Here is a 25337-nt window from a genome sequence, read left to right as displayed (position 1 = left end):
TCCAAGGACGGCGACGGATACCTGGCATGCCGGGGCGGCGGACCGCCGACGGTGGCGCCGACGGCGACGCCGATCCGGTACGACGACCATCTCGTCGGAGATTACTCGTGCTCGGCCCGGCGGACCCGGCGAGCGGTGGCCGCCGTCCGCCGACCAGGGGCCTTCCCCCGTGATCAGGCGTAGAAACGGGTGATCGTCTCGGCGACGCAGTGCGGCTTGGCGCTCTCCGCGCTGGTGATGGTGAACCGGACCACCGCCTGCACCCCGCCCGCGACCTCGGTGGCGGAGACCAGCTCGGCCTTGGCCCGGATCGCCGTGCCGACCGGCAGCGGGGCGGGGAAGCGGACCTTCTCCGAGCCGTAGTTGAGCGCCATCCGCACGCCCTCGACGCCGTAGCACTCCTTGGCCAGCACCGGGATCATCGACATCGTGAGGTAGCCGTGCGCGATGGTCGAGCCGAACTGGCTCTCCTTGGCGCGCTGCGGGTCGACGTGGATCCACTGGTGGTCGCCGGTGGCCTCGGCGAACAGGTCGATCCGGGCCTGGTCCACGGTGTGCCACTGGCTGGTGCCCAGCTCGGTGCCGACGGCGGCGGTCAGCTCGGCGAGGGAGGCGAAGGTCGTCACAGGGGCACTCCTGGGGCAGGTGGGGCGGGTCGGCGGCGCGGATGCTGCGGTGGACTCCGCAGAGTATGCCTACTCGCCGGTCACCTGTCAGGGGTTCCCAGGAAGGCCCGCACTCCCGGGGGAGCCTCAGGCATCGGGGGAGGGCCTCAGGAGTGCGGGACGGGACGGGCGGCCGCGGTCAGCCGGCGGCCGCTGATCAGTTCGGGCACCAGGGAGACGAACATCGGGTCCGGGTCGCCGACCCAGGGCCGCAGGCCCGAGCGCAGCGCGCGGCGGACCTGCTCCGGGTCGCGCAGGACGTCCGCCCGGCCGTGCACCAGCACGCTCCAGCCGGTCCGGGTGACCGGGTCCAGCTGGTCGGCCTGGAAGGCGACCACGGTGCCGTCCAACCCGCGCGCGGTCGCACTGCCCCGGCGCACGGCGAGCAGCAGGCGCCCGTCCGGCGCGACCTCGAAGGAGACCGGCAGGACGGCCGGCAGCGCGTGCTCGGTGTACACCACGCGTCCGACGGGCACGGTGCTGAGCAGGCGCAGGCACGTGTCCGCGCCGAGTTCCTCCAGGGGGTCGTCACGCTCCATGGGTCCGATGGTCCCCCTCCGGAGCGCGGGCCGACAGGGCCCATGGTCCCTGGGCGATAGGGCCTTGCGGCCGTCGCGCGGCACCGGGGGAGGGGCGCGGGCGAGGTGTTCGGACGGAGGACGGACCGTCGGGCGACGGCGGACGGGCGACGGCCGGACGCGGGACCGGGCCCCGGAACGCGGCCCGCGGGCCCGACGGCGGCGGCCGGGGACGGTAGCCTGCCCGGCGGTGGCACCGGGGCACGCCGGGCGTGCCGGGAGCCGGACGGGCCGCCGCAGCAGGCGGGCGGCGCGTGCGGCAGGGCCGGAGCGGACGCGGCGGAACGGTTCGGCGGCCCCGGGGGACCGGGGCCGGGCAGGAGGGGGCGGTGCGGGTGGCAAGTGGGGTCGACCTGGTGGTCATCGGGGCGGACGGCGGGCCGGACCGCGCCTTCGGCGGGTCCGCGCAGGCGGCCGAGGGCGCCCGGTCACTGGCCGAGGTGCTGCCGGGGATGTGCTTCGACGCCGGCGCGGCCGGAAGCCGGGTCGCCGTGGTCGACCCGGGCGCGGACGCCAACACCATGCTCACCGCTGTCCGGGAGGCGGCCGCCCGCCCGGGCCGCTGGCTGCTGGTCTGCCTGGTGGGCCAGTTGGTGGCCGACCCGCGCGGGCGCCGGCTCGCCCTGGTGACGGCGGGCTCCACCGCCGACAACGCCTACCGGCGCGGGCTGGCCTGGGACTGGGTGGTCAGCGCGATGGTGCACGGCGACCAGGAGGAGGCGCTGCTGCTGGTCGACGCGGTCGCCGACAAGGACACCTGGGCGGCGCTGGAGCGCGGCGGCGGCGAGGACGGCGCGGGCGAACTGCTCAGTTACTCGCGGGTCCCGCTCTGGGGCCGGATCGGCCGCCACGCGCCCGGCCGCTACACCCCGGGCAGACGCGGCCGGGACGCCGTCCTGCCGGGCGGGCCCGGCTCGTTCAGCCAGGCGCTCACCACCGTGCTGCGCCAGGGGATCCCGGGCGCGCCCGCCGCCGTCGGACCGCACGACCTGCAACCGGCCGTCGGCGCACTGCTCGACGGCGGCGGCGCGCACGACGGCGGGGGCGCCGGTGCGCCGTCGAACCAGCACGAAGCGCCGGGTGTGCGCCTGCTCGTTCCGCCGGAGGGCGGGCGCCTTCTGATGCGCAATCGGGCGGCGGTTCGCGGCGCATTGGCCGGATTGTCGCTTTCCGAGGAACTGTTGGCCCTGCTGTGGCGGGAAAGTGCACCGACGGATCCGCCTTCCGCGTAAGGTCAGGAGGCCGTAGGTGTTGCCGTGAAGGCCCGGTTTGGCGAAGAATCGATGCCCGCGGGGGAACACCGGCGGGACGGCGGAATTCTTCTGGCGGCCCCGGTCCACACCCGGGGTCGGCTGCGACGAGGTGGGGCGATGCGGCAGCGCGGAATGGTGTTGCGCCCTGGGGCGGTTGGGGCCGGAGGGCTGGTTCTGGCGTTGCTGCTGGGCGGCTGCGCGGGCAGCGGGGCCGGTGGTTCCACCGATCGCCTGGGGACGAGCGCGCCCACGGTTGCGGGGGTGACGGCGGTCCCTCCTTCGGGTGGTTCGGCAAACGTCGGGAACGCGCCGACCGACGGGCCCGAAGGGGCGGCGGCCCGGCTGGCGCTGAGCACCTATCAGGACTGGTGGCAGACCCAGGTGGAGGCGTTCGGGCAGACCGATTCGGACGGTTCCCGATTCGACACCTTCGCCTCCGGGAAGGCGCTGACCGAAGCCCTGGTCAATCTCCGTCAACTGCACGAGGCCAAACTGGTGATGACGGGTGAGCCGCGGACCTCCGCGGTGGTGAAATCCGTCGATCTGACGTCGGATCCGAACACCGCCGTGATCGAAGACTGCCTGGACGTTTCCGGGTGGCACCAGGCGGACGCCGTGACCCGTGCGGTGAAGGACCCGCCCGACCGGCTCAGCCGGTACGTGGCGACCGTTTCCCTGCGACAGTTCCGAACGCGCTGGCTGATCAACGACTTCAAGCGGGAGGTGGGACGCACATGCTGAAACCGGTACGGCGATTGGTGATCGGCACGCCGCTGTTCGCCGGATTACTCCTGGCGCCAACCGGCCCTGCCGCAGCTGATCCCACCCCCGCGGACACGGGGGGCGCCACCCATTGCGAGGTCACCGTCATCTGCACGGGTGGCGGCCACGGTGGCAGCACGCCACCCCCCTCCGGCGGTGGCGGCGGAGGGGGAGGGGGCGGAACCTCGGGGCCGCAACTCTGCCTCTGGAACGGTCAGATCTTCGCCTGCACCGACCCGGAGCTGGGTTGGTTCAGCGCCTCCAACGGCTGCTACTACCGGGTCCTCAACCCGCAGCCCGAGGCCGGGGATTCCCGCTGGGAGGGCCACAAGCCGGAGGAGGGGGCGGTCTATCGCATCACCTGCCGCTACCCCGACGGGGGGATCGGTGCGCCCGACGACAAGTTCCTCCCCGAGGCGCCCGTGCCCGCGCCGCCGGACCCGGGAGCCATGGCCGCCGCGTACGTCAAGGACCGGCTGGAGTTCAAACCCCCGGTCCTCGGGGTCGCCCCCAAGAAGGACCCGGTGGTGGGCGGAAACGTCTGGCTCTGGCTGGCGGATCCGAAGAAGCCGGCCACGGAACCGCTTCACGCGGGCAGTCTCACGGTGACGGTCACTCCCCGGGTGGCCTCGGTGAAGTGGGACCTCGGTGACGGGACCAGCGTGACCTGCAAGGGCGCCGCCGCGGTCGGCACCGCGTACGACGTCAAGTACGGAGCCGGCCCGTCGCCCACCTGTGGTCACGTCTTCACGACCGGATCGGGCACCAAGAAGGGCGGCACGTTCACCGGCAAGGTCGAGGTCGTGTGGATGAACGACGTGACGGTGTCCGACGGCACGAAGGTCAACCCGATCGAGATCCGGGTCAGCACGGACGTCAGCTTCCGGGTCGCCGAGGTCCAGGTCCTCAACTAGCGCACAGCAACCCCGACGAACGAACGAACGCGAGGAAGGCCGAAGCCCGGTGGAGAACCGTACAGTTGCCACGCCCGGCCCCGGCACGTCCGCCACGGCGACCGCGGCCACCGCCGCGACCGCCCCGGCGGTCGCGCCGGAGCAGCGGCGCGGGGCGCCGCGCAGCCCCGGGCGGACGCTCGGCGCGCGGCGCCGGCGGCCCGCCGTGCTGGCGATGGCGGTGGCCCTGATAGCCGCGGGCGGGCTGGGCGGCGCGGTGCTGTACAACAGCACCGGCCAGCGGGTCGCCGTGCTGGCGCTCGCCCGGGACGTGCCGTGGGGTCAGGTGCTGACCGAGGCCGACCTGGTGGTCGTCCGGATCGCCAGTGACCCGGCGCTCAAGCCGCTGGACGCCGCCGACCGGACCAAGGCGGTCGGGATGCGGGCCACCACCGACCTCCACCGGGGCGGGCTGCTCACCAAGTCCGACCTCGCGCAGTCGCTCGTCCTCAGCCCCGGGCAACTGCTGGTCGGTGTCTCGGCCCGGCGCACCCAGCTGCCGGCCACCCGGCTCCAGCCGGGCCAGCCGGTGATCGTCGTCTACACCCCGGACAGCGCGCGGGCCGAGTCGCTCGCCGCCACCGTGTACACGGTGGGCCGGGTGGACACCGACGGCAGCCAGGTCTTCGACGCCGTCGTGGACCAGGCGGACGCCGGGAAGCTCGCCGCCTGGGTGGCCACCGGGCGGATCCAGGTGGTGCTCGCCCCGCGCCCGGCGGCGTCCGGCGCGCCCGCCGCCGGGGCTCCCGCCCCGACCGGGGCGCCGGCCACCGGGACCGCGGCGTCCGGCGCGCCCGTCTCCGGCGCGCCCGCCTCCGGCGCGCCGTCGGCCGCTGCCAGTGCCCCCGCCGCGGGGACCCCGGCCGCCGGCCGCCCCGCGACGGCGCCCGCCGCCCCGGCCGGGGCGGGTGGGAACTGACATGGCCGTCATCGCGGTGGTCGGCGCTCCGGGGGCACCCGGCGCGACCACGACGGCGCTGGCGCTGCTGCTGGCCTGGCCGCTGCAGCCCGGCCGCCGCGTCCTGCTGGTCGAGTGCGACCCGGACGGCGGCGCCGTGCTGGCCGGGGCCCTGGAGGGCCGGGTCGAGGCGGTCTACGGGCTGCGCAACCTCGCGGTGGCCGACCGGCGCGGCCTGCTCGCCCAGACCCTCTGGGAGCAGCTGATCGACATCTCGCCGGAGGGCAACGCCGAACGCCTGCTGCTGCCCGGCCTGACCGACCCCGTCCAGGCCCCCGGCCTCGCCTACACCTGGGAGCCGCTGGTGGAGCTGCTGCGCGGGCTGGAGCCGCAGGGCTACGACGTCATCCTCGACCTCGGCCGCTCCGGCGCGAGCGGCACCAGCGCGGTGCTGGCCCGCCGGGCCGACGTGGTGGCCGCCACCGTGCGCACCACCCTGCGCGGGCTGAGCGCCGTCCGGCCCCGGCTGACCGCGCTCGCCGAGGACCTCGCCACGGCCGGCACCGGCGCGGACGCGCTGGGCCTGCTGCTGATCGCCGAGGGGCCGTACTCGGGGGCGGAGGTGTCCCGGGAGTTCGGGCTGCCGGTGCTCGGGCTGCTGCCGCACGCGCCGCGCACCGCCCGGGTGCTGTCGGACGGCGGGGACGTCACCGACCGGCGGTTCATCCGCTCGGAGCTGATGCGCACGGCGCGCTCGGCGGCGGACGAGATCCAGTTGACGGTCCGTCGGCGACGCCAGCGGCTCGCGCCCGCCCAGGCGCAGCCCGCCCGGCCCGCGCAGCTCGCGCCGGGGAGCGCGCCGCCGCCGGTGGCGGGGCCGGCCGCCCAGTCCGGACCGCGGCCCGCGCCGGCCGGGTACGACTACGCCCGTCCCGCGCCGGCCGCGGTTCCGCAGCCGGGGCAGCCCGTCGGACCGGCGCAGCCCGCGCCGCCGTACGGGCCGGCGCAACCGCAGACCCCGCAGCCCCACCAGGCCCAGCAGCCCCACCAGCAGCCGTACGGCCCGGTGCCGCCGGTGATCACCACCGGCCCGGTGGCGCCGCTCGCCGGGCTGGCGCCGCAGCCGGCCGCGCCCGCGCCGTTCCCCGGCCACGGCGGTCCGCCGTACGCGGCCGCGCCGGGGCAGGAGCAGGGGCAGCCCCACCCCGGACAGCCGTACCCGAACGCCCAGCCGTACCCGGGACAGCCCCGGCCCCACCACGCGCCCGTCGACGGGGAGGTGCTCCGTGCGCGGTAGCCCGCTGCACCAGCAGCCCGCGGCCGACCCGGCGGCGCTGCCCTGGACCACGCCGCTGCCCGGTCCGGTCCAGCCGGTGGCCCCCGGCCGGGTCGCCCCGGCCGGCGGGCCGCAGGCCGCCCAGGCCCCGCCGCAGGCCGCCCAGGCCCACACTCAGGCCCAGGCCCACACCCACGCCCAGGCCCACACCCCCGCCCAGCCGCACGCCCCGGCCGCGCCCGTCGCGCCCACCGCCGTGCCCTCCCAGCTGCCCTCGCTCGACCCGCGCGGCGCCGGCACCCGCCCGGCCGTCGACCCGCAGGTCGCGCGCGAGCTCAAGCGCCAGGTGGCCGCCGAACTGCACCAGCAGATCACCCGGCTGACCACCGGCTCCGGCACCGAGCCGGACCGCGCCACCCGCCGCCAGCGCGGCCGCGCGCTGATCGAGGAGGCCGTCGCCCGCTGGTCCGACGCCTACGCCCAGACCCACGGCATCCCGCCCACCCGGGACCAGGACCGCGCGCTCGCCGAGGCCGTCTTCGACCTGCTGTTCCGGGCCGGCCGGCTGCAGCCCTACCTCGACGACCCCGAGATCGAGAACATCCTGATCAACGGCTGCGACGACGTCTGGGTCTCCCGGGTCCACCAGCCGCTGCGCCAGGTCCCGCCGGTCGCCGACAGCGACGCCGAACTCGTCGAGCTGCTCCAGGACCTCGCCCGCCAGCACGGCGGCGGCGAGCGCACCCTGTCCACCGCCAGCCCCACCCTCGCCCTGCGCCTGGAGGGCGGCATGCGCCTCCAGGCGCTCACCGAGGTCACCCCCCGCCCGTACGTGGCGATCCGCCGGCACCGGGTGGCCTCGGCGACGCTGCCCGAGATGGTCCGGCTCGGCACCCTGGACACCACCCTCGCCGCCTTCCTGGCCTCGGCCATCCGGGCCCGGAAGAACGTGATGATCACCGGCACCCAGGGCGTCGGCAAGACCAGCCTGCTGCGCGCGATGGCCGCCGAGATCCCGCCGGACGAGCGGATCGGCACCCTGGAGTCGGAGTTCGAGCTCTGGCTGCACACCCTCGGCCATCTGCGCCAGGTCGTCCCGATGGAGGCCCGCGAGGGCAACGGCGAACGGGTGGACGGCCGTTCGGCGGGCGAACTGACCATCGGCGACCTCATCCCGGCCGCGCTGCGGATGACCCTCTCGCGGATCATCGTCGGCGAGGTCCGCTCCGGCGAGGTCGTCCCGATGCTGCGCGTGATGACCAACGGCGAGGGCGGCTCGATGTGCACCCTGCACGCGCGCGGCCCGCACATGGTCGTCGACCGGATCGCGGAACTCTGCCTGGAGTACGGCTCGCACATGACCGACGCCCTCGCCTACCGGCTCACCGCCAACGCGGTCGACCTCATCGTGCACGTGGCGATGGTCGACGAGACGGCCGTCGGCGGCCGCCGGCACCGGTTCGTCTCGCACGTCCTGGAGGTCACCGGCCTCGGCGAGAGCGGCCGGCCCGCGCTGAACACCGTGTTCGGGCCGCGCCCCGACCTCGGCGAGCCGCGCGCCGTCCCGCACACCCCGCCGCAGTGCCTGGACGACCTGCGCCGGGCCGGCTTCGACGCCGCGCTGCTCGGCTCCCGGTACGGCGGTTGGGCCGCACCGCTGCAACTCCGGATCGGCGGTGGCGCCCGATGATGCCGCTCTTCGTCCTCTGCGGCCTGGCCGTCGCGGCGGGCCTGGTCGCCCTGGTGGCCTGGGCGCGCGGCAGCGAGCCGGCCGGCGAACAGGAGGAGCACGAGCCCAACCCGCTGGCCTCCCGGCTGCACGTGTTCTGGTACGGCGCGCCCGGCACCGCCTCGCACCGGGTGGCGCGGCTGCGCCGCGTCCAGCTGCCGCTTGCGCTGATCGGGGCGCCGCTCGGCTGGCTGTTCACCCGCATCCCGCTGACCGTGCTGCTGGTGCCGCTGGCGGTGTTCGGCCTGCCCTGGCTGTTCGACGCCACCCGCTCGGACACCGACCGGATCGAGCGGCTGGAGGCGCTCTCCGAGTGGACCCAGCGGATCGCCGACGTGCTGCTGCTCGGTGTCGGCCTCAACCAGGCCATCGTCACCAGCCGGCGCACCGCGCCCGCCGCGATCGAGGCCGAGGTCGGCGAGCTGGCCGCCCGGCTGCAGGCCCGCTGGCGGCCGGAGGAGGCGCTGCGGCTGTTCGCCGACAGCATCGCCGACGCCACCGCCGACAAGGTGCTCGCCGCACTGCTGCTGCGGGCCGGCGACAGCGGGCCGGGTCTCGCCCGGGCGCTGTCCGACATGGCCGAGTCGGTGCGCGAGGAGGTCCGTCAGCGGCGCACCATCGAGGCCGACCGGGCCAAGCACCGCACCACCATCCGCTGGCTGGTCGGCATCATCCTGCTGGTCGTGGTGGTGGGCTCGTTCAACGCCGAGTACACCCGCCCGTACGACACGGTGCTCGGGCAGATCGTGCTGGCCGTGGTCTGCGCGCTGTTCGTCGGCGTGATCGCCTGGATGCGGGCGCTGGCCTCGTACCCGCCGGTGCCGCGGCTGCTGGAGGTGGACCGGCGCAGCCGTCCCGGCCGGGCGCTGCGCCGCCGCCGGGGCGAGGGCGGCGCGGAGGAGGCCGACGGCGCGGACGCCGGGGCCGATCCGGGCTCCGCGGCCGGCACCGAGGGCGGCGCGCGACTGCTCGGGGAGGCGCGATGATCTCCCCGTGGTCCGTGCTGGCCGGTGCCGTGGCGGCCGGCGGCGTCGCCCTGCTGGTCGCCGAACTCCGGCCCGCGCCGCCCGACCTGGGCCAGGCGCTGGACCGGCTGCACCGCACGCCGGCCGAGCGCACCCCCGACCCGGACGAGCGGCCGCGCTGGTTCGACCGGATCGGCCAGCGCTCCGTCACCCTGCGCGGGGTGCGCATCCCCGAGCGGGAACTGGCCCTGATCGGCCGCACCCCGGCCCGGTTCATGGCGCACAAGCTGCTGTTCGCCCTGCTCGGCCTGGTGCTGCCGCCGTACCTGCTGGTGGCGGCGCTGCTGCTGGATGTGAACCTGCCGTTCGCGCTGCCGCTGGTGGTCGGGCCGCTGCTGGCCGGCCTGCTCTGGTTCGTGCCGGACGCGATCGTGCGCGGCGAGGCCAAGGAGGCGCGGGTCGAGTACCTGCACGGCATCGCCGCCTACCTGGAACTGGTCGCGATGGAGCGGGCCGCCGACCTCGGCCCGGCCGAGGCGCTGCGCCGGGCCGCCGCGGTCGGGCGCGGCGCGGTGTTCCGCCGGATCCGCGACGCGCTGGACCGGGCGGCCACCGACCGGCTCCCGCCGTGGGCCGGACTGGACGCGCTGGCTGTGGAGTTGGGCCTGACCCCGCTCCAGGACCTGGCCGACATCATGCGGATCTCCGGTACCGACGGGGCGGCCGTCTACGACACGCTGCGGGCCCGCGCCAAGGGCCTGCGCGGTGAGTTGATGGCCGAGGACCTCGCCCGGGCCAACGCCGACAGCGAGCGGATGGTCGCGCCGGGCTCCGCGCTGACCATGCTGATGACCGTCTTGATCATCTTTCCCGCGCTCTACAAGATGCTCAACTGAGCAGCACCGCCGCGGAGGTCAACCCCTCCGTCACCACACCTCACTCCTGGGAGTACCTGATGAACACTCATCTCAAGGCACTGGTCGGACGATTGGCCGGAGCGACCCTGCTGCCGATCCAGTTCGCCCTGATGCTGTTCCACTTCCGGATGGGCCGGGCCAGGGCCGCCCGGGCGCGCGGTGACAAGGGTGCCATCAGCATCGAACTCGCGCTCGCGGTCATCGCGCTGGTGTTCATCGCGGGCCTGGTCACGTTCGCGCTGGTCGGCCTCAAGGACAAGGTCGTCGGCAAGGTCAACGAGAACCCGGACTACCACGGGGAGAACGGCCCCAAGTGACCCGCCCTCGCCGCCTCCGCCGTTCCGACCGGGGGTCGATGAGCCTGAGCCTGGCCATCGTCTTCCCGATCGTCCTGATCCTGCTCCTGGCCGTCACCCAGACCGGGCTGTGGTGGTACCACCGCCAACTCGCGCTGAGCGCTGCCCGCGAGGGCGTCGACGCGGGGCGGATGCAGGGGAACCGGAGCGACGAGCAGAAGAACGAGGCGGCCCGCCGGCAAGCGGCCGACTTTCTCGACCGGCAGGGCAACCGGGACCACCGGGTCGTCACGGACGGCAGTTCGCCGGTGCTGATCCGGGTGACCGTGGAGGTGAAGGCGCCGGTGATCGTGCCGTTCATCACCCCGCCGACCGTCACCCAGTTCGCCGAGGCGCCGCGCGAGCGGTTCGTGCCGCCGACGGAGGTGGGACCGTGAGTGCCCGGGAGCGGTCCCGGGCCGTGCGGCCGGCCGGGTGGGAGCGGCGGTCCGGCGTGCGCCGCCCCACCCGGGCGGCGGGCCGGAGCGACCGCGGGAGCACCGCCGTCGAGGCGGCGATCATCGCGCCCGCCGTGGTCGCGCTGATCCTGGTCGCGGTCGCGGCGGGCCGGGTGCAGACCGCCGGCGGCACGGTGGAGGCGGCGGCCCGCTCGGCCGCCCGGACGGCCTCGATGGCGCGCAGCGTGGACGGGATGGACGGCGCGGCGAAGGCCGCCGCCGAGCGCGTCCTGGAGCAGCAGGGCGTGCACTGCCGGAGCAGCGAGGTGGACGTCGGGCACGGCGAACTGGTCAGCCACGGGGTGACCCTGGCGACGGTCGAGGTGACGGTGCGGTGCGAGGTCGGCCTGGGCGATCTGCTCAGTGGGCCGGACGTGCCGCTGACGAAGACCCTCACCGGACGGTTCGTCTCGGTGGTCGACCGGTACCGCGGCCGGTGAGCGGCGGGCATGATGATGGTGTGTCAGGTCGTGGTGCGGGTGGTGACGGTGTTGTGGGCATGAGCGGGCCGGACGGGGATTGGGGAGCCGTCGGGCGGGGGAGACGCATGCGGAGGGCGCCCGGGGGAGGGCGGACGGACCGGTGGGGAGGGAACGCCATGGCACGCGGACGCGCGGTGCGGCGGTTCCGCCGCGCCAGGTTCGGCGGGCCGCTCGGCGGACGCACCGACCGGGGCGCGCTGTCGATCTTCGTCGCCATGTGCGCGGGCGCGGTGGTGCTGGCCATCGCGCTGGTCGTGGACGCCGGCGGCAAGCTGCGGCTGGCCGAGCAGGTGGACGGCTACGCCCAGGAGGCCGCCCGGGTGGGCGGTCAGCAGCTCGACGAGGCGGCCCTGTTGCAGGGCCAGGGGTACAAGGTGAAGCGGGCGTACGTCGAGGAGGCGGCCAACAGCTACCTCAAGCTGTACGGCCTGAGCGCCCACCGGGTGGAGTTCTTGGACGACGGCGCCACTGTCGTGATCACGGTGCAGGCCGACTTCCGCCCCATCATGCTGGGCGACCTCGCGAACGTGAAGGTCACGGGCAAGGGGAGAGCCACCCTCGTCCACGGAGTCAAGGAAGCGGAGACCGACTGATGGCCGCGCCACGTGTCAAGGACCAGACCCGTGCCGGGCGTCCGGCCCGGGGTGTGCCCACCACCCCCGCGTCCGGCCGGCGGCCGGCGCCGCAGCCGTCCCACCGGGGCGGCGGACGCGGCCGGGGCGGCGCCGTGCTCGGCGCGCTCGCGGCCCTGATCACCCTGCTCGGCCTGCTGGCCGGTGTGCCCGCGCTGCTGCTGTACGGCACCAAGGCGGTCGCCGACATGGGCGAGCTCGCTCCCGACGGCCTCGGCGCGCTGCTGACCAGCCCCGACGACGGGCGGCTGTTCCTGTGGCTGCTGGTGGTGGTCGGCTGGATCGGCTGGGCCTGCTTCGCGCTCTCCGTGCTGCTGGAGATCCCGGCGCAGCTGCGCGGCCGGGTGGCCCGGCGGATCCCGGCGTTCGGCTGGAGCCAGCGGGCCGCGGCCGGACTGGTCGGCGCGGTGATCGCGCTGCTGCCGGTGGCCGGCGGGGCGTTCGCCGCCACCGCCGAGCACGTCCCGGCGGCCGCCGCCGCGACGGCCCAGGTGACGGCCGGCGTGCAGCGCGCCGCGCTGCCCGCCGCGCAGGCCGCGCCGTCGCTCACCCCCGCCGCCGAGTCGCAGGCCTCCTACACGGTGCGCGACAGCCGCCCCGCCGACAGCCTCTGGTCCATCGCCGAGCGCCAACTGGGTTCCGGGGAGCGGTGGACGGAGATCGCCAAGCTCAACGACGGCCGGGTGATGGACGATTCGGGCACCCGCTTCGACGCGGACCGGCCGATCCACCCCGGGTGGCAGCTGCTGATGCCGGCCGACGCCAAGCCCGACGAGGCCAAGGCCGCCGCCCCCGCGCCCGCCCCGGCCGGGACGCCGCAGGCCGGCGCCGCCGGCTCCGGCGGTGCGGCCCAGGGCGGCGGCACCGTCACGGTCAAGGAGGGCGACAGCCTGTCCGCCATCGCCGAGCGGGCGATGGGGGACGCCGAGGCGTGGCCGCAGCTGTTCGAGGCCAACAAGGGCGCCCAGGCGCCGGACGGCGAGCGGCTCACCGATCCGGACGTCGTCGCGCCGGGGATGGTGCTCACCCTGCCCGGGGCGGCCGCGCCCGCCCCGGCACCGGCTGCCACCCCGGCCCCCGAGCAGGCACCCGCGCCCGCGACGGGGACGGAGGCCGCCCCCGCGCCGACCGCGCCGCAGCCCGCGCCGAACGCCCAGGCGCCCGCCCCCGCGCAGCCGTCCGCGCCGGCGCAGACCCCGGCGCCCGCCCAGCCGTCCGCGCCCGCCGACGGGTCCGCGCCGCAGGCCGCCGCCCAGGCGCCCGCCGCCCACGCCGAGCAGGCCCCGGACGACGACTACACCGTCGCCCTCGCCGCCTCCACCGTCGGCGTCCTGCTCGCCGCGATCATGGTCGGCACCGTCGCCCGCAAGCGCGGCGGCCAGCTGCGCGCCCGCCGCCCCCGGCACCGCATCGCCCTGCCGGCCGCCCCGGCCGCCGCCTTCGAGGCCGAGCTGAAGGCCCGCCAGGACGACGCCGGCCTCGACCTGCTCGACCGCGCCCTGCGCAGCATGGCCCGCAACACCGTGCGCGGCGGCAAGCGGCTGCCCGCGATCGTCGCCGCCCGGATCACCCCCGGCCGCACGATCGAGCTCCACCTCTCCGGAGCCGCCGCCCCCATCGCGCCGTTCCGCGCCGCCCACGCGCCCAACATCTGGTGGTGCGCCGCCGACTCCGACGGCCTGCTCTCGCCGGCCCAGGCCCGCAAGACCGCCGCCCCCTACCCGGCGCTGGTCACCCTCGGCTCCGCCGCCGACGGCTCGGTGGTCCTCGCCGACCTGGAGACCGTCCGGCTGCTGCACCTGTCCGGCCACCCGGACGACGCCCGCGACGTGCTGCGCACCCTCGCCATCGAACTCGCCCACAGCCCGCTCGCCGACCGCCTCCACCTGCACCTGGTCGACCTCGCCGAGGAGGTGCCGATCAGCGGCCCCGCCGCCGAGCGGATCCACCGCCACACCACCCTGGAGGCCGCGCTCGCCGCCCTCGGCCCGCGCACCGCCAAGGCCCGCGCGACGCTGGTCGCCGCCGAGTCCGCCAGCCCCCGCGACGCCCGCAGCCGCGGCCTGGCCGACGAGTCCTGGGTCCCCGAGATCGTGCTCTGCGCCCACCAGCCCGGCGGCGAGGTCCCGGCCGAGCTGGGCCGGCTGCTCGACGCCCGCCCGCGCACCTGCGTCGCCGTGGTCACCCGGGCGCCCGAGCGCGGCACCGGCCCGGTCGCCCGCTGGACCCTCCCGGCCACCGGCCAGGCCACCATCCCCGGCCTGCACCTCACCCTGGAGCTGCAGCGCCTGACCACCGGCCAGTACGAGCAGGTCACCGAACTGCTCCGGACCGCCGACGACCCCACCCAGCACCCCGCCCCCGCCTGGACCCTGGACGGCGAGGAGCTGGAGCCGGCCGACCTGCCGGTTCCGGTGCTCGCGGGCGTCGGCGCCGCCGCCGGCCCGGGCGGGGACGGCCCGGCGGGCTTCTCGCTCGCCGCGCTGGACGCCGCCCTCGGCGGGCCGGACGACGGGGACGACCCGGACGGGGACACCGGCGCGGGCGCGGCGCCGCGCCTGCTGGCCCGGGTGATCGGCACCGGCGCCAGCCCGTTCGCCGGCACCAACCCGGCGGCGCCGCTGCCCGCCTCCGCCGGACCGGCCGCGCTGCCCGCTCCGCGCCACCTCATCAACGGGCTCGGCCGCCAGGCCGGTTCCGCCGCCGTCCCGGCGGGCCCGGCCGCCGCCTTCCCGGTGCCGGCTCCGGTCCCGAGCCCGGTCCCGGTCGTGCCGGACAGCCCCGGCGGCTCCGACGACTCCGACGGGTTCGACGGGGACGAGACGACCCAGAACCTCGGCCTGCCGGGTCCCGCCGCCGCTGTCGCACCCGTCCAGCCGGTGGCCCCGGTGGCCCCGGCGCCGGTCCTCGACCCCGCGCCCGAGCCGACTCCCGAACCGGCTCCGGCCCAGGCCCCCGCCCCCGCCCCCGCCCCGGTGCCCGAGCCGGTGCCGACGCACGACCCGGCCCCGGCGCCCAGGGCCACCGACCCGCGCGTCCCCGCCCGCCCGGAGCCCGGCCCGGCCGCGACCGCCCCGGTCGCCCGCACCACCTCCGGCCGCAGCGACAGCGACGACCTGCTCGCCATCCTCCGCTCCCCGGAGGCGCACGCCACCCGCGCCACCCCCCGGATCCGCCTGCTCGGCCCGGTCGACGTCGCCGGGACCGCCGGCACCGCCGAGCCCGGCGCGGTCGTCCGGCTCACCGAGCTCGCCGCCTACCTGGCCCTGCGCCCCGGCGCCGACCACGCCGCCCTCGACCACGACCTGCACCCCGGCGCGGCCCACCTCGACCGGCACCCCAGCGCCGCCGACGCCGACGGCCCGCTGCCCGACAAGCTCGCCGACCTGGCCGCCTGGCTGGGCACCGCCCCGGACGGCCGGCCGTTCCTGGCCACCGACTTGGCCGAGGGCTACACCTTCGCACCCGCCGTCACCTGCGACTGGGACGAGTTCCGCAGCCTCTACCGGCGCGGCATGCGCAGCACCAGCGCCACCGCCGACGCGGCCCTCGCCCACGCCCTCGCCCTGGTCCGCGGCGCCCCGTTCGCCGAGGCCCCGCCGGCCTCCTACGGCTGGGCCGAGACCGAGCGGCAGGACATGATCGCCGCGATCGTCGACACCTCCCACGAACTCGCCGCCCGCCGCCTCCAGTACGGCGACCACCGCAGCGCCGAGGCCGCCGTCTTCCGCGGCCTCGCCGTCGCCCCGGACGTCGAACTGCTGCACCGCGACCTGTTCTACGCCTACGCCTCCGCCGGCGCCCGCGACCAACTCCTGCGCGCCGTCAACCGCCTCGACGCCCTCAGCCGCCGCACCGGCCGCGACCTCGACGCCGACACCGTAGCCCTCCTCCGCGACCTCCTCGCCGGCTCGTGACAGCGGAGTAGGAAGTCGGCCCCACCGACTTCCTACTCCACCCCCCCTCCGCCGCCGCCTGGCCCCCGCCGGGTCGGCGGTGTCCTGCCTCCAGCGCCCGCCCCGCTCGTCTGCACCCCGATAACGCGAGCCGGGCCCGCCCTTTCCCGTACTCGGCGGTCGCAGGGCCCCGGGGCAGGAAGTCGGCCTGGTCGACTTCCTGCTCCACCTTCCTCCGTCGCCTGGTCCCCGCTGGGTCGGCGGTGTCCTGCCTCCAGCGCCCGTCCCGCTCGTCTGCACCCCGATAACGCGAGCCGGGCCCGCCCTTTCCCGTACTCGGCGGTCGCAGGGCCCCGGGGCAGGAAGTCGGCCTGGTCGACTTCCTGCTCCACCTTCCTCCGTCGCCTGGTCCCCGCTGGGTCGGCGGTGTCCTGCCTCCAGCGCCCGTCCCGCTCGCCTGCACCCCGACAACGCGAGCCGGGCCCGCCCCTTCCCGTACTCGGCGGTCGCATGGCCCCGGGGCAGGAAGTCGGCCCGGTCGACTTCCTGCCCCGGGCCTCTCACGGTGGCCGGGTCGACTTCCCGCGCCTGCCGCTCTCGTGCCCTTTCCGACGTGCGGTCCTGCCCCACCCCGTGCCCTGACGCGGAGTGGGAAGTCGGCCCGGCCGACTTTCTGTTTCTGCTGGGGTGGGCTTGCCCGGTTGGGCTGTTCGGTGGGGTCGTGTTTCGGGCCGTCGGTGCGGGGCCGGAGTGGGAAGTCGGGCCGGCCGACTTCCTGTGCTCGGGGCCAGCCGGGTCGGCTGATGGGGTGGCGCTCCGGGGCAACGCAGACCCGGCCTGGATCGGGTGTGGCGGGATCTCGTAGGGTGGCGCCCACGGGTGTGGTGACAGGCACCACGCGGGGTACGAGGCAGCAGACGCCGCTGGGCGGCGGGGCGGGGCGGTGACCTGGAGATGGCGGAGACGAGGGTGGTCCCCGGAGGTCCCGAGCCCCTACCGGACGCGGGTCCCCGGGACGCCGTGCCGCCGGCCTCCGCGCGCAACGCCTACGAGGAGCACCCGCCCGGCCCCGCCGCCCTCTACGAGCCCCCCGCGCCGGCGCCCGGGCCGGTGCCCGGACCGCCCGCGCCGTCGACCGGATGGACCGTCACCGGCATGCCCGCGATGGGCGGTCTGCCCGGCGGACCGGCCGTCCCGCCGCCGCCGTTCACCGCCCCCGGTGCCACCCCCGCGCACGGTCTGCCCGGGATCGGCGGCCTGGGCGGAGGCCCGCGCGGCCGGATCCTGGTCGTCGAGGGCGGCTACGGCACCTCGGGCCGCCGGACCTGGGGCCGCGGCGGACCGGCGCAGGCGCCGGTGCTGTCCGCGATGCTCGCCGCCGTCTCCCCGCAGGTGCTGCTCGCCGCCGACGCCGTGGACGCCGTCCACCTGCCCGGCGCCAGCGACCCGCACACCGTCCTCGCCCACCTGCGCGCCGCCGCCCGCCACCCCGGCCCGCTGCTCGTCCACCTCGGCGGCCATCTGCTGGCCGACAAGCGCGGCGGCCAACTCCACCTCACCCTGCGGGACTCCAAGCCCGGCAGCATCCGCCAGGACGGCCTGGCCTGGCAGGCGATCGCCGGTGAACTGCGGCACCGCCCGGCGGACTGGCAGACCCTGGTGATCGCCGACCTCAGCGCCGACCAGAACGCCTGGCCGCTGCTCCAGGGCGCCGTCCAGGGCGCCGTCTCGCCGCTCGGCGACGGCCTGCCGCTGTGGGCCGTGATCAGCCCGGATCCGGAGCAGATCGGCACCTTCACCCGCGCGCTGATCGAGGCCCTGCACGGCGGCCGCCCGGGCGCCGAGGCGGTCCTGGCCCCCGAACAGCTGCGCCAGCAGGTCTACTCGGTGCTGCGCCCCGACGTGATCGTGCTCAGCACCCACGCGCCGGACCGCCCCGTGTTCCGCAACACCGCCCGGCGCGGCGACGGCCCGTTCGCCGACGCCGTCCCGTACGACGGGCCGAGCCCGGCCGCCGTGCTGCCCCGTCCGGCCGCCCAGGAGGACACCCCCTGGCCGCCGGCCGGCCGGCCGTGGAACGAGCCGCCGCGCGACGCGGTGCCGCAGGACGCGGTGCCCGGTCCGGCGGTCACCCTGGACAAGCCGGCCGCCACCGCACCGGTGTCCGCGGCGCAGCCCGCGGACGGCCCGGTGGACCTGCTCAAGCCCGGGGTGCCGCCCACCCCGCCGCTCCCGCCGCACCCGGTCGACCTGCGGAAGCCCCACGCCTGGCAGCCGCCGGCCCCCGAGCCCGCCGACGAGCCGGTACCCGCCGACGAGCCGGTACCCGCCGACGCCGAACCCGTGGAGCCCGCCGTGGCGGCCGAAGCCGCCGCCACGGCCGCAGAGCCGGAGCCGTCGCCGGAGCCGGAGCCGGTGGAGGCGGCCGAACAGGCCGACCCTGCCGGACAGGCCGCCGCCGAGCCCACCGAGCCGGCGGACCCCGGCCCGGTCGATGCCGCCCCGGTCGATGCCGTCCCGGTCGACGCCGTCCCGGTCGAGGCCGCACCCGCCCCGGACCTCGCGCAGCCCCGAGCCGACTACCGCGAGGTGATCGGCCGGATCGTCCGCAGCGCCGACGCCGGCGACCACGCCGCCGCCACCGACCTGGCCTTCGCCCTCGAACTGGAGGCGATCGCCGAGCACGGCCCGGTCTCCGCCCCGGTGCTGCAGGTCCGTCAGGTCCGCGCCCATGTGTCCCGCCTCGCCGGACGGCCGGCCGAGGCGGCCGACATCTACCGCGAGGTCGCGCTCTCCCTGCTCCGCACCCAGGGGGCCGAGCACCCGGAGACCCAGCACGCGGCGACCAACGCCGAGGCCTGCTGGCGGGCGATCCGGGACCGCGCCGAGGCCCTGCGGATCGCCCCGGAGATCATCGAGCTGCGCGCCTACCTGCCGGGCCCGGGCGGCCGCAAGCTCCGGGCCGCCGAACGCCACCTCGCCACCCTCGCCGCCGCCACCCTCGCCGCCGCCGACCGCCCCGCCGCCGACCGCCCCGCCGCGGATCACCAGGAGACCGGGAGCGCCTCGACCCCGTAGACCGTCGAGCCCTGCCGGAACCGGATCTCCGCCTCGGGGACGGCGAGCCGCAGGGTGGGGAAGCGCCGCAGCAGGGCCGGCAGGGCGATCCTCAGCTCCAGCCGCGCCAACTGCTGGCCGAGGCACTGGTGGACGCCGAAGCCGAAGGACAGCTGGGCGACCGGGCGCCGGCGCAGGTCCAGGGTGTCGGGCCGCTCGGGCACCAGGGCGGGGTCGCGGTTCGCCGTCAGCGGGGAGAGCAGCACGTGCTCGCCGGCGGCGATCCGGTGCCCGCGCACCTCGACGTCCGCCACCGCCGTCCGCAGGAGCGGCGCGGGGACGGCGAGGTAGCGCAGCAGCTCCTCCACCGCCGGGCCCGCGGCCGCCGGGTCGTCCCGCAGGACGGCGGCCTGCTCCGGGTTCCGCAGCAGGGCCAGCGCGCTGAGGGCGAGCATGGTCGCCGTGGTCTCGTGCCCGCCGACCAGGAGGGTGGTCCCGAAGCCGACGAGTTCGTCGTCGGTCAGCTCCGTGCCGTGCTCCCGCACCAGTTCGCCGAGCAGACCGTCCCCGGGGGTCGCCCGGTTGCGGGCGACGATCTCCGCCATCGCCGCGTTCAGCTCCGCCGACGCCGCCACCAGCTGCCCGGCGTCGGCCGACCCGTCCATGATCACCTGTGAGCAGCGCTGGAACATCGCCCGTGCCGCGTACGGGACGTCGAGCAGTTCGCAGATCACCAGCGAGGGGACCGGCAGCGCGAGCGCCTCGACCAGGTCGACCACGGGGCCGCGCGCGGCCATGGCGTCGAGGTGGCCGGCGACCAGCTGCTCGATCGCGGGCCGCAGCTGTTCGGTCCGGCGGACGGTGAAGGCGCCGGTGAGCATCCGGCGCAGGCGCAGGTGCTCCGGGCCGCTGTAGGCGGGCAGGAAGCCCGGGTGGTTGAACAGGGTCCGCGGCAGCGCCGGGTCGATGCCGTCGCCCGTGACCAGGCGTTCCTCCGCGAAGGCGGCCCGGACGTCGCCGTACCCGGTGAGGACGACGGCCTCGATCGCGCCGCGCACCGGGTGGACCACCGGCAGCCGGGGCGTCCGGTCCTCCTCCCGCAGCCGGAGCAGGTCGCGCGACGGATCGAACGGGCACGCCCGGTCCCGTTCGGAGGCCACGAAGGAGGCCAGGCGCTCATCGGACATGGCAGACGGTTCCCCTCAACTCAACTCAACTCAACTCGGTCAGGTGTGGTAGCGGGTGGAGGTGTGGTGCCAGTCGAAGGCGCCCCGGACGGTCGTCTCCAGCGCCTCGGCGCAGTAGCGCGCCACCAGCTCGTGGTCGGCCGGGGCGAGCGGGTCCGGCCGGGTGCGGTCGAGCAGCGCGTCCCGGGTTCCGGTGTACAGGCGCAGCACCTCGTCCTGACGTCGCAGCACCCGGTCGAGGGCCTGCGGCCGGGAGAGGCCGTGCTCGCGCTCCAGGCAGAGCACCAGGTTGTTCCGCTCGCCCAGCGCGGCGTCCTTCTCCAGGGAGACGACGTCGTTGTCGCAGATGATGAAGGTCTTCGTCATCTCGCGCAGCACCGACAGGTGCGGCAGCGCGTACAGGTGGTCCGGGAGGACGCACGAGGACAGCCGCTCGGCGAGGTCGATGACCGGTGCCACGCCGATGGTGTGCCGCCTGACGCGCAGGTAGGCGTTCAGCGGCATCGGACGGCCGGACCGCCGGCTGCGCGCCTCGTGGACGTGGTGGTCGAGGTAGGAGGACCAGTGGGCGGCGGAGCGCTGGATCCAGTCCTCGGGCATGCCGTGGCAGCTGCGCCGGCGCATGTCGGCGAAGGCGGCGGCCAGCGGCAGCGGGGACGCCGCTCCGGTGGTGCCCTCCTTGACGAGTTCGACGAGGTGGCGGACGCGTTCCGGTGAGTGGCCCCACTGCTCGTCGAGCGCGTCGTCGAACAGGAAGTACCAGCTCTGCTGGTCGACGCCGAGGTCCAGTTCGGCGCCGGTCGCGTTCGGGTAGAACATGGCCGCGATCAGCGGGAACTGGCCCTTGAGGTGGTGGGCCTCCTCCGGCGCCGAGGCGAGGAAGCCGAAGGATTTCGGCCAGGCCAGGTGGCGTTCGTGGGCGGCCGGGAAGTCCGGGCTGATCCGGCTGGGAAAGGGGACGGCGGTCGGGCCGGTGCGGCGCTCGTCGGCCGGGGGCTCCATGGTTCGGGTCATGACGGGCTCACCTCCAGGGGCGGGGCCGGTTTTCCGGGGCGGCCGGAAAAGGCGGGTCCGCCGGAATTCCGGGAATTCCCGGCGGGCTCGAAGATTTCCGGGTCTACCAGGGGGAGACGCGCATCGGCAGCGCGTTCGGCCGGATCATCGCCTGGACCACGGGTCGTACCCGGTGGTTCTCGACCGGGTGCAGCCGCCAGCGCGAGACGACCGTGTGCAGGACGACCAGCATCTCGGTCAGCGAGAAGAAATCCCCGATGCATTTCCGGCTGCCCAGCGCGAACGGGATGTAGGCACCGGGCGGGAGTTCCTTCACGGGGCGGCGCAGCCAGCGGTCCGGGTCGAAGCGCAGCGGGTCCGGGTAGTACGCCGGGTCGCGGTGCATCGTCACCGCGCTGTAGACGGCCTCGGCGCCCTGCGGGAGGTCCACCCCGCAGACCCGCACCGGCTCGGTGGCGCGCCGCATCAGCAGCCAGTTGGGCTGGTGCAGCCGCAGCACCTCGCGCAGGAACCGGTCGGTGTAGGGGAGCGCCTCGGCGCCGGGCGGGGTGCCGGCGGGCAGGGCCCGGCACTCGTCCCTGACCCGGCCGGCGATCTCCGGGCGCCGGCCGAGTTCGTGCAGGGCCCAGGCCAGGGTGGTCGCGGTGGTCTCGGCGCCGGCCATGAGCAGGGACAGCAGCTCGTCGCGGGCCTCGACGTCGGTCATCCCCTGCGGGTGCGCGGGGGTGCCGGCGAACATGACCGACAGCAGGCCGCCGCGCTCGGAGGGGTCCTCCCGGGCCTGCCGGACGGCGGTGTCGGCGAGTTCGCGCAGCGCCGCGGCGGCGGCCAGGTAGCGGCGGTGGCCGAGCACGGACAGGGTGGCGACCGGCGCGGGCAGGACGGTACCGACGAAGACCCCGCGCATCACCGTGGTCAGGTGCTCCGCCACCTCCTCCCCGAGCGCGGCCATGGCCCCGGCGCCCTCGGGACGCTCGGTGCTGAACAGGGTCGCGACCAGCATGACCGTCGCCATCCGGCGCATCACCCGGTCCATCGCGATCACCTCGCCCGGGCGCCAGGCGGACACCTGCTCCTCGGCGATGTCGGTCATGGTGGCGACGTGGGCGGCGATGGCGTGGCGGTGGAAGGCGGGCTGCAGCGCGCGCCGCCGGCGCCGGTGGACCTCGCGCTCGGAGGTGATGATGCCGTTGCCGATGAACGGGCGTGCGACGTCGAACAGCAGGCCCTTGCCGAACCTCCGGCCCTGGGTCACGAGGACGTCGTGCACGGCTTCGGGCGAGTTCAGGACGAAGACCGGCTGATTCCCGAGGAATATCCTGACGATGTCGCCCCGGGATCTGATGGATTGCAGGAATTCCACCCGGCCGACCGCGAGTCGGGGCAGGTGTCCGAGGAGTGGAATACGGCCCGGTGCGATGGGAGCCGTGATCGGGTGGGTGGGGGAACGCACAGTCCGGCACCTCCCTGGCGAATTCTCCGGAAAGCGATTTCGATCAATGCTGACAGGACTCGTTCAAGAGGTCAAGGGTGGAAATGTGCGGACGGAGTGGTTTTGGGGCGAAGTGCAACATTGCCGGGGGAATTCGCCGGCCATTTCCCCGGCCACGGACGCGCGCAGGGGGCGGGGACGGTCGCCGTACGGCCCTGGGAGCACGGTCCCGTGTCCGGCCCCCGGCCCGGAGCACGTTCCCGGGTGCGGATTCGTCCTCCGCGCGGACGGATTGACGGACCGTCGGATGATCCTCTTGAAGGGCGCCGAGAAGAGCTCCGGTGCCCTACCCAGAGGGGCTTTCCCGTGAACGAACACGCATCGCAGCACCACCGCCCGAACCGCCTCCGCGGTCGCCGGCGCGGGGTGGCGGTGACCGTGACCGCCGTGGCCGCCGCGGTGGTGGCCGGCATCCTGGCGCCGGCCACGGCCTCCGCCGGACCGCGGCCGGATGCCGTGCAGCAGCGCCTCGACGCCCTGGTCCAGAAGGACGGGGCACCCGCCGCCCTCGCCACCGTCAAGGGCCGTGACGGCCGCACCCGCACCTACACCGCCGGTGTCGGCGACGCGGACACCAAGGCCAGGGTCCCGGTGGACGGGCAGGTGCGGATCGGCAGCAACACCAAGGTGTTCACCGCCGTCGTCGTCCTGCAGCTGGTCGCCGAGGGCAAGGTCGGCCTGGACGCGAGCGTGGACACCTACCTGCCCGGCCTGGTGCGCGGCGAGGGCTTCGACGGCCGGAGCATCACGGTCCGCCAGCTGCTCCAGCACACCAGCGGCCTGCCCGAGTACGTGGACAAGGACGGCGTCCTCGGCGACCCCAAGCGGTACTTCGAGCCGCGCGAACTCCTCGACGCCGCCCTGGCCAAGAAGGCCCACTTCGCGCCCGGCGCCCAGTGGGAGTACAACAACACCAACTACCTGCTGGCGGGCATGATCATCCAGAAGGTCACCGGCCGCCCGGTCGGCGAGGAGATCACCAAGCGCGTCATCGACCGGATCGGCCTGCGCCACACCTACTTCCCCCTCCCCGGGGACATGACGATCCACGAGGCCCACCCCAAGGGCTACCAGCGTGCCGCGGACGGGTCGCTGCGCGACTACACCGAGCTGGACCCCTCCTGGGGCTGGGCGGCCGGCGCGATGGTCTCGACCAACACCGATCTCACCCGGTTCTACGGCGCGCTGCTCGGCGGCCGTCTGCTGCCCGCGGCCCAGCTCGCCCAGATGCGCACCACCGTCCCCGCCGAGGAGCTCGGATCCGGGGTCCGCTACGGCCTCGGCCTGGTCAGCCGCCCGCTCTCCTGCGGCGGGCTCTCCTGGGGGCACGGCGGGGCGATCCCGGGTTACGAGACCTTCGGCGGCAGCACCGACGACGGCCGCGCCGTGAGCGCCGCCGTGACCACGATCCCGGGTGACCCCGAGACCGGTAAGCACATGGACCAGGCAGTGGACGAGGTGCTCTGCCGCTGACCGTCCCCCGGGTGGCCGGCGCCGGTCGTCGGCGCCGGCCACCCGGCCTCGCCGCCTCGCACCTCTCCCCTTTTCCTTCCCAGCAGTGGAGTCCCGATGAACGAACACACCCCGCAGCGCACGGTCCGCCGCATCCGCATGGCGAGGCACGCCACGACGGTCACGGCCGCCGCCGGGCTCGCGCTGACCGCGTTCGCCCCGGCCGCGGCCACCGCCGCGCCGCGCCCGGACGTCGTGCAGCAGCGCCTCGACGCGCTGGTGAAGGAGGACGGGATGCCCGCCGCCCTCGCCACCGTCAAGGGCCGTGACGGCCGCAGCCGTACCTACACCGCCGGTGTCGGCAACCTGGCCACCGGGGCCGGGGTCCCGGTCGACGGGCAGATCCGGGCCGGCAGCAACACCAAGGCGTTCACCGCCGTCGTCGTCCTGCAACTGGTCGCCGAGGGCAAGGTCGGCCTCGACACGGCCGTCGACGCCTACCTGCCGGGTCTCCTGCGCGGCGACGGCATCGACGGCCGGACCATCACGGTCCGCCAGCTGCTCCAGCACACCAGCGGCCTGCCCGACTACATGGACGCCCCCGCGCTGACCGACTTCACCACCATCCAGTACCGCTACTTCGAGCCGCGCGAACTCCTCGACGGGGCACTGGCCCAGAAGGCGCTGTTCGCCGCCGGGACCGACTGGATGTACAGCAACACCAACTACCTGGTGGCCGGCCTGCTGATCCAGAGAGTCACCGGCCGCCCCTACGGCGAGGAGGTCGCCAAGCGCGTCATCGACCGGATCGGCCTGCGCCGCACCTACGTCCCGGCCACCGGGGAGACCGCCCTCCGCGAGCCCCACCCGCACGGCTACCTGCGCACCGGCCCGGACGCGCCGCTGGTCGACTACACCGCGATGGACTCGTCCATGGCCTGGGCCGCGGGGGCGGTCGTGTCCACCAACACCGACCTCAACACCTTCTACGGCGCCCTCCTGGCGGGCCGTCTGCTGCCCGCCGCCCAGCTCGCCGAGATGCGTACCACCGTCCCGGCCGAGCTCCTGGGCCCCGGCGTCCGCTACGGCCTGGGGATCCAGAGCAGGCCACTGACCTGCGGCGGCCTCGTCTGGGGTCACGGCGGCACCGCCCCGGGCCACCGGAGCCGGGGCGGCGTCACGGAGGACGGCCGCGCCGTCAACATCACCGTCACCACCGTCCCGGACGCATCCACCGCCAGCCGCATGACCGACGCGGTCGACGCGGCCCTCTGCCGCTGACTCCCGCCCGGACCGGCGGACCACGTCCTCCTGAGCCGGAGCGCGGGGGTGCACG

Annotated in this window: 21 protein-coding genes; 16 read left to right on the top strand and 5 right to left on the bottom strand. The window is 75.8% G+C overall.

The genetic code is table 11. The features are described 5' to 3' along the window. Positions 1-173: 173 nt before the first annotated feature. Both ABTX81_RS09615 and ABTX81_RS09610 read right to left on the bottom strand, forming a co-directional pair. Positions 174-626: a MaoC family dehydratase gene (locus tag ABTX81_RS09615; RefSeq protein WP_350542672.1), complete on the bottom strand. Its 453-nt coding sequence runs from the start codon at positions 624-626 to the stop codon at positions 174-176. 146 nt (positions 627-772) lie between these two features. Next, on the bottom strand, positions 773-1204 hold the full coding sequence (locus ABTX81_RS09610; protein WP_350542671.1) for a pyridoxamine 5'-phosphate oxidase family protein: 432 nt from the start codon (positions 1202-1204) through the stop codon (positions 773-775). A 368-nt stretch (positions 1205-1572) separates the two neighbouring features. On the opposite strand from ABTX81_RS09610, the gene ABTX81_RS09605 reads away from it, so the two are divergent. The 14 genes from ABTX81_RS09605 to ABTX81_RS09540 all read left to right on the top strand — a co-directional run bounded on the left by ABTX81_RS09605 (position 1573) and on the right by ABTX81_RS09540 (position 18877). After that, a complete protein-coding gene (locus tag ABTX81_RS09605) occupies positions 1573-2475 on the top strand; it encodes a hypothetical protein (protein WP_350542670.1) in 903 nt (300 codons plus the stop codon). A gap of 138 nt (positions 2476-2613) precedes the next feature. Continuing rightward, positions 2614-3237 carry a hypothetical protein gene (locus ABTX81_RS09600; RefSeq protein WP_350542669.1) on the top strand — a complete coding sequence of 208 codons (624 nt, stop codon included), beginning with the start codon at positions 2614-2616 and terminating at the stop codon, positions 3235-3237. Next, complete coding sequence (locus ABTX81_RS09595) at positions 3231-4172, top strand: hypothetical protein (protein ID WP_350542668.1); 942 nt, start codon at positions 3231-3233, stop codon at positions 4170-4172. The genes ABTX81_RS09600 and ABTX81_RS09595 overlap by 7 nt, the downstream gene beginning before the upstream one ends. A gap of 49 nt (positions 4173-4221) precedes the next feature. Continuing rightward, entirely contained in the window at positions 4222-5130 is a 909-nt protein-coding gene (locus ABTX81_RS09590; RefSeq protein ID WP_350542667.1) for an SAF domain-containing protein, read from the top strand. Between the two features lies 1 nt (position 5131). Continuing rightward, positions 5132-6406 carry a hypothetical protein gene (locus ABTX81_RS09585; RefSeq protein ID WP_350542666.1) on the top strand — a complete coding sequence of 425 codons (1275 nt, stop codon included), beginning with the start codon at positions 5132-5134 and terminating at the stop codon, positions 6404-6406. Further along, on the top strand, positions 6396-8075 hold the full coding sequence (locus ABTX81_RS09580; RefSeq protein WP_350542665.1) for a TadA family conjugal transfer-associated ATPase: 1680 nt from the start codon (positions 6396-6398) through the stop codon (positions 8073-8075). The genes ABTX81_RS09585 and ABTX81_RS09580 overlap by 11 nt, the downstream gene beginning before the upstream one ends. Next, positions 8072-9100 carry a type II secretion system F family protein gene (locus ABTX81_RS09575; protein WP_350542664.1) on the top strand — a complete coding sequence of 343 codons (1029 nt, stop codon included), beginning with the start codon at positions 8072-8074 and terminating at the stop codon, positions 9098-9100. Before ABTX81_RS09580 ends, ABTX81_RS09575 begins: the two co-directional genes overlap by 4 nt. Then, positions 9097-9975, top strand: a complete 879-nt coding sequence (locus ABTX81_RS09570; protein ID WP_350542663.1) for a hypothetical protein — start codon at positions 9097-9099, stop codon at positions 9973-9975. Before ABTX81_RS09575 ends, ABTX81_RS09570 begins: the two co-directional genes overlap by 4 nt. A 59-nt stretch (positions 9976-10034) precedes the next feature. Beyond that, positions 10035-10313 (top strand): hypothetical protein, encoded by a 279-nt coding sequence (locus ABTX81_RS09565; RefSeq protein WP_350542662.1) that lies wholly within the window; start codon positions 10035-10037, stop codon positions 10311-10313. Between the two features lie 38 nt (positions 10314-10351). Beyond that, complete coding sequence (locus ABTX81_RS09560) at positions 10352-10729, top strand: TadE family protein (protein ID WP_350542661.1); 378 nt, start codon at positions 10352-10354, stop codon at positions 10727-10729. After that, positions 10726-11229 (top strand): TadE/TadG family type IV pilus assembly protein, encoded by a 504-nt coding sequence (locus ABTX81_RS09555; protein WP_350542660.1) that lies wholly within the window; start codon positions 10726-10728, stop codon positions 11227-11229. The genes ABTX81_RS09560 and ABTX81_RS09555 overlap by 4 nt, the downstream gene beginning before the upstream one ends. A 158-nt stretch (positions 11230-11387) precedes the next feature. Beyond that, positions 11388-11864 carry a hypothetical protein gene (locus ABTX81_RS09550; RefSeq protein ID WP_350542659.1) on the top strand — a complete coding sequence of 159 codons (477 nt, stop codon included), beginning with the start codon at positions 11388-11390 and terminating at the stop codon, positions 11862-11864. After that, entirely contained in the window at positions 11864-15820 is a 3957-nt protein-coding gene (locus ABTX81_RS09545) for a LysM peptidoglycan-binding domain-containing protein (protein ID WP_350542658.1), read from the top strand. The genes ABTX81_RS09550 and ABTX81_RS09545 overlap by 1 nt, the downstream gene beginning before the upstream one ends. A 999-nt stretch (positions 15821-16819) precedes the next feature. Continuing rightward, positions 16820-18877 (top strand): hypothetical protein, encoded by a 2058-nt coding sequence (locus tag ABTX81_RS09540; RefSeq protein WP_350542657.1) that lies wholly within the window; start codon positions 16820-16822, stop codon positions 18875-18877. Here ABTX81_RS09540 and ABTX81_RS09535 read toward each other — a convergent pair. The 3 genes from ABTX81_RS09535 to ABTX81_RS09525 form a co-directional block, all read right to left on the bottom strand. Further along, entirely contained in the window at positions 18844-20043 is a 1200-nt protein-coding gene (locus tag ABTX81_RS09535) for a cytochrome P450 (RefSeq protein WP_350542656.1), read from the bottom strand. The two genes, ABTX81_RS09540 and ABTX81_RS09535, sit on opposite strands and share 34 nt — an antisense overlap. Before the next feature lie 39 nt (positions 20044-20082). Then, a complete protein-coding gene (locus tag ABTX81_RS09530) occupies positions 20083-21057 on the bottom strand; it encodes a terpene synthase family protein (RefSeq protein WP_350542655.1) in 975 nt (324 codons plus the stop codon). A 103-nt stretch (positions 21058-21160) separates the two neighbouring features. Next, the gene (locus ABTX81_RS09525; RefSeq protein ID WP_350542654.1) at positions 21161-22510 is read right to left on the bottom strand and encodes a cytochrome P450; all 1350 of its coding nucleotides are present in this window, start codon (positions 22508-22510) and stop codon (positions 21161-21163) included. A 345-nt stretch (positions 22511-22855) separates the two neighbouring features. Between ABTX81_RS09525 and ABTX81_RS09520 the strand changes: the two genes are divergently transcribed. Then, a complete protein-coding gene (locus tag ABTX81_RS09520) occupies positions 22856-24022 on the top strand; it encodes a serine hydrolase domain-containing protein (protein ID WP_502892734.1) in 1167 nt (388 codons plus the stop codon). Between the two features lie 96 nt (positions 24023-24118). Next, positions 24119-25282, top strand: a complete 1164-nt coding sequence (locus ABTX81_RS09515) for a serine hydrolase domain-containing protein (RefSeq protein WP_350542653.1) — start codon at positions 24119-24121, stop codon at positions 25280-25282. The last annotated feature ends 55 nt before the right edge of the window (positions 25283-25337 follow it).

The organism is Kitasatospora sp. NPDC097605 (assembly GCF_040302725.1).
Lineage (GTDB): Bacteria > Actinomycetota > Actinomycetes > Streptomycetales > Streptomycetaceae > Kitasatospora.
Note: the sequence above shows the minus strand (reverse complement) of the source record. Positions and strands in the feature narration are given on the sequence as shown.

Excerpts from the sequence above, each read along its gene's own strand:
- ABTX81_RS09610 (WP_350542671.1), bottom strand. The coding sequence starts at position 1,204 with ATGGAGCGTGACGACCCCCTGGAGGAACTCGGCGCGGACACGTGCCTG.
- ABTX81_RS09600 (WP_350542669.1), top strand. The coding sequence starts at position 2,614 with ATGCGGCAGCGCGGAATGGTGTTGCGCCCTGGGGCGGTTGGGGCCGGA.
- ABTX81_RS09595 (WP_350542668.1), top strand. The coding sequence starts at position 3,231 with ATGCTGAAACCGGTACGGCGATTGGTGATCGGCACGCCGCTGTTCGCC.
- ABTX81_RS09585 (WP_350542666.1), top strand. The coding sequence starts at position 5,132 with ATGGCCGTCATCGCGGTGGTCGGCGCTCCGGGGGCACCCGGCGCGACC.
- ABTX81_RS09575 (WP_350542664.1), top strand. The coding sequence starts at position 8,072 with ATGATGCCGCTCTTCGTCCTCTGCGGCCTGGCCGTCGCGGCGGGCCTG.
- ABTX81_RS09570 (WP_350542663.1), top strand. The coding sequence starts at position 9,097 with ATGATCTCCCCGTGGTCCGTGCTGGCCGGTGCCGTGGCGGCCGGCGGC.
- ABTX81_RS09565 (WP_350542662.1), top strand. The coding sequence starts at position 10,035 with ATGAACACTCATCTCAAGGCACTGGTCGGACGATTGGCCGGAGCGACC.
- ABTX81_RS09560 (WP_350542661.1), top strand. The coding sequence starts at position 10,352 with ATGAGCCTGAGCCTGGCCATCGTCTTCCCGATCGTCCTGATCCTGCTC.
- ABTX81_RS09550 (WP_350542659.1), top strand. The coding sequence starts at position 11,388 with ATGGCACGCGGACGCGCGGTGCGGCGGTTCCGCCGCGCCAGGTTCGGC.
- ABTX81_RS09545 (WP_350542658.1), top strand. The coding sequence starts at position 11,864 with ATGGCCGCGCCACGTGTCAAGGACCAGACCCGTGCCGGGCGTCCGGCC.
- ABTX81_RS09535 (WP_350542656.1), bottom strand. The coding sequence starts at position 20,043 with ATGTCCGATGAGCGCCTGGCCTCCTTCGTGGCCTCCGAACGGGACCGG.
- ABTX81_RS09530 (WP_350542655.1), bottom strand. The coding sequence starts at position 21,057 with ATGACCCGAACCATGGAGCCCCCGGCCGACGAGCGCCGCACCGGCCCG.
- ABTX81_RS09515 (WP_350542653.1), top strand. The coding sequence starts at position 24,119 with ATGAACGAACACACCCCGCAGCGCACGGTCCGCCGCATCCGCATGGCG.